Origin of the sequence: Nostoc sp. FACHB-190, from assembly GCF_014696905.1 — a bacterium.
GTDB lineage: Bacteria > Cyanobacteriota > Cyanobacteriia > Cyanobacteriales > Nostocaceae > Nostoc_B.
This window is the reverse complement of record NZ_JACJQW010000101.1, coordinates 1-4556: the sequence shown is the minus strand read 5'-3', so window position 1 is coordinate 4556 and position 4556 is coordinate 1. Positions and strand designations below refer to the sequence as shown.

Genomic DNA, 4556 nt, shown 5'->3' with positions numbered 1-4556 from the left:
ACGCCAAACGATTCATCAGAGAGTTTTATTTTTTCTGTCATTCTTTTACTGTGGTGAAAGCGTTATTTGAACTAGCAATTCACGGTCAAATTTTTGACTTTCCCAAACTCCATACCTATGGTGTTTTCTCATAACTGATTTAGGATTGCTATATTTGATTTATGAAAAAAATCAGTACACCCAGATCAGCAGTCTTTCCTACTCCCTACTCCCTACTCCCCATTCCCTACTCCCTGCTTACACAACTAGATTCAGGAATTAAACCGTATTCCTATTAGTTGAGATGTAGTGAGTGAAACCAAACCAAATAATACCGGGCTATTTGAATTGTGGTTTAATTTATTTTTTGTGAGAGTATAATCACAGATTCTGCTGAGTTATCCTTAAAAGTTGATGAATCTATTTGTCATCTATCTAAAGAGTTAAACATCAGTAAATTTCATAATTTGCAATCTTTAACCAGAAAACTTAACTTTAGATAGGTACAATTACTAAAGTCAATTTTGGAGTATGGCTAAGTAAGTAATCAAAAATAGATTTTCTTCAAGGAGGTGTTGGAGTGCGTTGGCATTTTTTGGCATTTTTTGGTTCAATCACGGTTTCTGCTATTGCTGTAACACCAGTAAACGCGCAAATTCCCTTGTTACCACTATTGCAAACTCCCAGCAGCCTGAGTAATGACTCTGAGAATAGAAATGTTTCTGGCTGGATTTATTTAGATGGTCGTCGTTTATTTCAAATCAGCGCCACTAAAACTAATTTGCCAGAGCGTTTACAGAATATTCAGCGAAACTTGAATCAAATTAGCCAGAATTACTTTCAATCCTCAGCAACGGAAATCAAGGTAGAGGTGCGGAAAGTTAACGAAATACCCGTCATTCAGGTGAATGGTGAATATTTGATGACTGTCACCTCTGAGGATGCAGAACTCAGACAAGAAGATCAGCTGATCTCGGCGAATCAAATTGCTGATGCTTTACAAGAAGACTTACAACGGGCAAAACAAGAACGACAAACTCAATATCTACTCAATCAAGGTAAAATTGCTGCTGGCATTGGCCTGGTGATGGTGGTCACAAGTTGGGGTGTATATTATTGGCAGCGTCGCTCTCGCAAAGAAACAGCACAGCCAGTTCCATCAATTTCTTCGACAGCGCAACCAATTACAACGCAACTGAATCAACAGCAACATCGTCATTTTCAAGAAGTAAAGAAGCGTTTGTTTCAGTTAACGCAAGCTGGAATTTGGGGAGGGGGTAATTTTCTGATTTTGGGGTTATTTCCCTACACTCGACCGTTGCAGGTAGCCATACTCTCGGCGGCGCAAATTCCCTTAAAACTTGCTGTTGTGGCCTTGGGGACTTATGTCGCTACCCGTTTCAGCTATGCTTTAATCGATCGCTTCACAACGACACTCATCAGTAGTGGGGTTTTATTAACCTCCGATACTTCTGAACGTCTGCGTTTAAGAGTCTCTACCTTTTCAGGTGTGACTAAAAGTATTGTCACTATTATCTGGGTAGGAGTTGGGATTTTATTCGCCCTTGTTTCTCTGGGGGTAGATATTGTTCCTCTACTTGCAGGTGCAGGTTTAGTTGGTGTGGCTGTATCTTTGGCTTCCCAAAACCTAATTAAAGATGCCATTAACGGCTTCTTGATTATCCTAGAAGACCAGTATGCGTTGGGCGATGTGATTAATGTGGGCAATGTGGGTGGCTTAGTGGAAAATCTCAACTTGCGGATGACACAACTACGCGATTCAGAAGGACGCTTAATTACAATTCCCAATAGTGAGATTAAAATTGTCGCCAACCTCTCTAGCCGTTGGTCACGGGCCGATTTAACTGTTCCCATTGCCTATGAAGCTGATGTTGACCATGCTTTGGACTTGATTAAAAAAGTCGCTTTAGAGATGGATCAAGATTTGCAATGGAAACATCAAATTATTGAAACTCCGCAAGTTTTGGGTATTGATCATTTTGGCGATCGCGGTTTAATTATTCGTGTGTGGATTAAAACCCAACCTCTTAAACAATGGGATGTCGCACGGGAATATCGCCGCCGCCTGAAAGTTACCCTTGACCAAGCCGGAATTAATATCCCAGTACCACAACAAGCTATCTGGGTGAATGATGCACAGCTATTGAATGCACAGATGAATGGTAAGGGTGATGAGTCAATGGTCAATATAGCAGGGAACAGGGAATAGGGAACAGAGTAGAGTGGGCAAAACCTGGATTTCTCACAAGAGAGAAATCCACAGGTGTGGGAAGATGGTGAAGAAATCTTTCCCCCCACACTCCCCACACTCCCCACACTCCCCACACCCGCTACCCATACGTGAGAAATTCGGGAAAATTGCCCACCCTATTGGCAAGTGAAACAACCTCTGGGCAATACAGTACATTTGTACTATAATAGATATAGCGTCCAGAAATCCTAGTGCAATGCAACTATGATCAAGCATTACATTCTCAACCTGAATCCAACTGCCAAGCACGAATGGGATCGCTGTATTTTACGTGACCCACTGACTGCAAAACGTCCAGACTTTTCCCGCTTAATTGCCGAAGCGGTTGGTGCTGATACAGGAAGTTATTTAATCAGCATAAATATTGAAATACAGGTATTAGAACAAGCAGCAGTACCGCAAGCTGAACAACTTTCACTTTCTTTTCCAGAGGTAGCTGTTCAATCGCCCATGAGAGAAGCGGCATAAAGAGGGAGGAGAGGAGAAACTTACCACTGTAATTGAATTGGCCCGCCAAACTTCCGCATCTCTGCAAAAAATTGCCCTTGCGCTCCTCCATCTGGTAGGGTTGCTAAATAAACTGCTGTTTCTGCGCCTTCTTCTGCGGTGAATGGCGCATTTTCACCTCCCATATCAGTTTTCATCCAACCAGGAGAATAGGCATTGACGAGAATATTCTCATTTTGGAGTTCCCTAGCCAAAAGTATAGTTAGCCCATTGATCCCGACTTTGGAAAGTCTATAGGAAGGTGCGAGGGGGTAGTAGTCACTGCCCATTGTATACAAAGAAGCCATTTCGGTAGAAACGTTAACAATGCGACCGTAGTTGTTGAGTTTCATCAAGGGAATTAAAGCTTGAGAAATTCTCAGTACCGCTAGAACATTAGTGTTAAATGTAGCTTGCATTGTTTCTAGCCGAACAGTCAATAAGCTGGATTCTTCCGGTGTGGCGGTAGGATTAATACCAGCGTTATTTACCAGAATATCTAACTTGCCGTAGGTTTGCTGTAGCCACTGAGTAAATTCTGCAACACTATTGTCACTATTTACATCGAGTACATGATAGTTGATATCTAGCCCTTCACTAGATAACTGCTGCTTGGCTGCTAGACCATCTGTTTGATTACGGCTGGTTAAAACAACATGAATACCGATGTGAGCCAATTTTCGGGAGATAGCATATCCTAAGCCACGATTGCTACCTGTAACTACGGCAATCTTGGTTTGAGTTGTCATGTTGATAACTTTTAAATAACTGTTAGTTTTACTTTACTGAGATGTTATAAATTAATCAAATTGATTGAAATAATGTGTTTCATCGATGGGATTAATAGATTTATCTGCCGTTGATCTCAACTTGCTGGTTGCTTTTGAGGCACTTTTTGAAGAGAAAAGTGTGACAGCCGCAGCTACAAGGCTGTATTTGGGGCAACCAGCTATGAGTGCAGCTTTAGCTAGATTACGCACGCTATTTCAAGATGATCTATTTATCCGAATTGGCAGAGAAATGCAGCCCACAGCCAAAGCAGTGGCAATTGCACCCGGTATCAAAGTAGCTTTACAACAAATTCGGCAAACATTAGCCGCCAGCCAAACGTTTGATGCCACAAATTCTCAAACAACTTTTACAATTGGCAGTTCAGATTACACCAGCCATGTTGTGATGCCCAAACTTTTGCAGGTTTGTCATCAAATTGCACCAAAGATTAATTTTCGCTTGATTGGTTTTGCCAAAGACTCGGTAGGAGAACTATTAGAAAATCGAGAGATTGATTTAGCCTTGGGTGTGTTTCAAAATCCACCCAGGCAAACAATACAGATGCCATTATTTGCAGAACACTTTGTTGGCATTTGTCGCCGAGGGCATCCTGTGATTACTCAAAATGCGATCGCACCAGACAGTTTTGCGAATCTGCTTCATGCTCTGTTTACCATCCGACAAGATGAAGTTGGTGAAATTGACAAAGTTTTGGCTCAGTCCAATCTCCAACGTCGCATTGTTTTGACGACTCCACATTTACTAGTACTACCAGCAATTATTTCATCTAGTGACTTAGTGGCTGCTGTACCATCACGGTTAGCTTAATCAAAAAGAAGCCCCACATCTGACCCGAAGGGCAGTGTGGGATGAATTTTTGGCTGACGACGAATTGACCCACAACCAATTCAATCCGCTTTCCTTGACAGGACAGGGGGTCGGTGAGGAGTCAGCATTGTTTATGCTTGGTAACGAGTCAATAAGCTCATCTATCACTTGAGTCATTGTTTTGTCAGCATACTCTGCGTATTCTTTGAGCTTACTGAAT

The 4556-nt window shown here is 41.8% G+C and carries 3 protein-coding genes and 2 pseudogenes; 4 read left to right on the top strand and 1 reads right to left on the bottom strand.

Annotated features, from left to right (window positions below):
* The 3 genes and pseudogenes from H6G28_RS36205 to H6G28_RS36195 form a co-directional block, all read left to right on the top strand.
* Positions 1-134: pseudogene (locus tag H6G28_RS36205) on the top strand (IS630 family transposase); the annotation flags it as partial.
* A gap of 425 nt (positions 135-559) precedes the next feature.
* A complete protein-coding gene (locus H6G28_RS36200) occupies positions 560-2209 on the top strand; it encodes a mechanosensitive ion channel family protein (protein WP_190593709.1) in 1650 nt (549 codons plus the stop codon).
* Positions 2210-2455: 246 nt separating this feature from the next.
* Positions 2456-2719 carry a hypothetical protein gene (locus H6G28_RS36195; RefSeq protein ID WP_190593711.1) on the top strand — a complete coding sequence of 88 codons (264 nt, stop codon included), beginning with the start codon at positions 2456-2458 and terminating at the stop codon, positions 2717-2719.
* A gap of 20 nt (positions 2720-2739) precedes the next feature.
* On the opposite strand, the gene H6G28_RS36190 is transcribed toward H6G28_RS36195, so the two are convergent.
* On the bottom strand, positions 2740-3486 hold the full coding sequence (locus H6G28_RS36190; RefSeq protein WP_190678197.1) for an SDR family oxidoreductase: 747 nt from the start codon (positions 3484-3486) through the stop codon (positions 2740-2742).
* Between the two features lie 85 nt (positions 3487-3571).
* On the opposite strand from H6G28_RS36190, the pseudogene H6G28_RS36185 reads away from it, so the two are divergent.
* Positions 3572-4330: pseudogene (locus tag H6G28_RS36185) on the top strand (LysR substrate-binding domain-containing protein); the annotation flags it as partial.
* Between the last annotated feature and the right edge of the window lie 226 nt (positions 4331-4556).

Bases quoted from the DNA above. Each gene is read 5' to 3' on its own strand.
- H6G28_RS36195 (WP_190593711.1), top strand. From the start codon at position 2,456: ATGATCAAGCATTACATTCTCAACCTGAATCCAACTGCCAAGCACGAA.
- H6G28_RS36190 (WP_190678197.1), bottom strand. From the start codon at position 3,486: ATGACAACTCAAACCAAGATTGCCGTAGTTACAGGTAGCAATCGTGGC.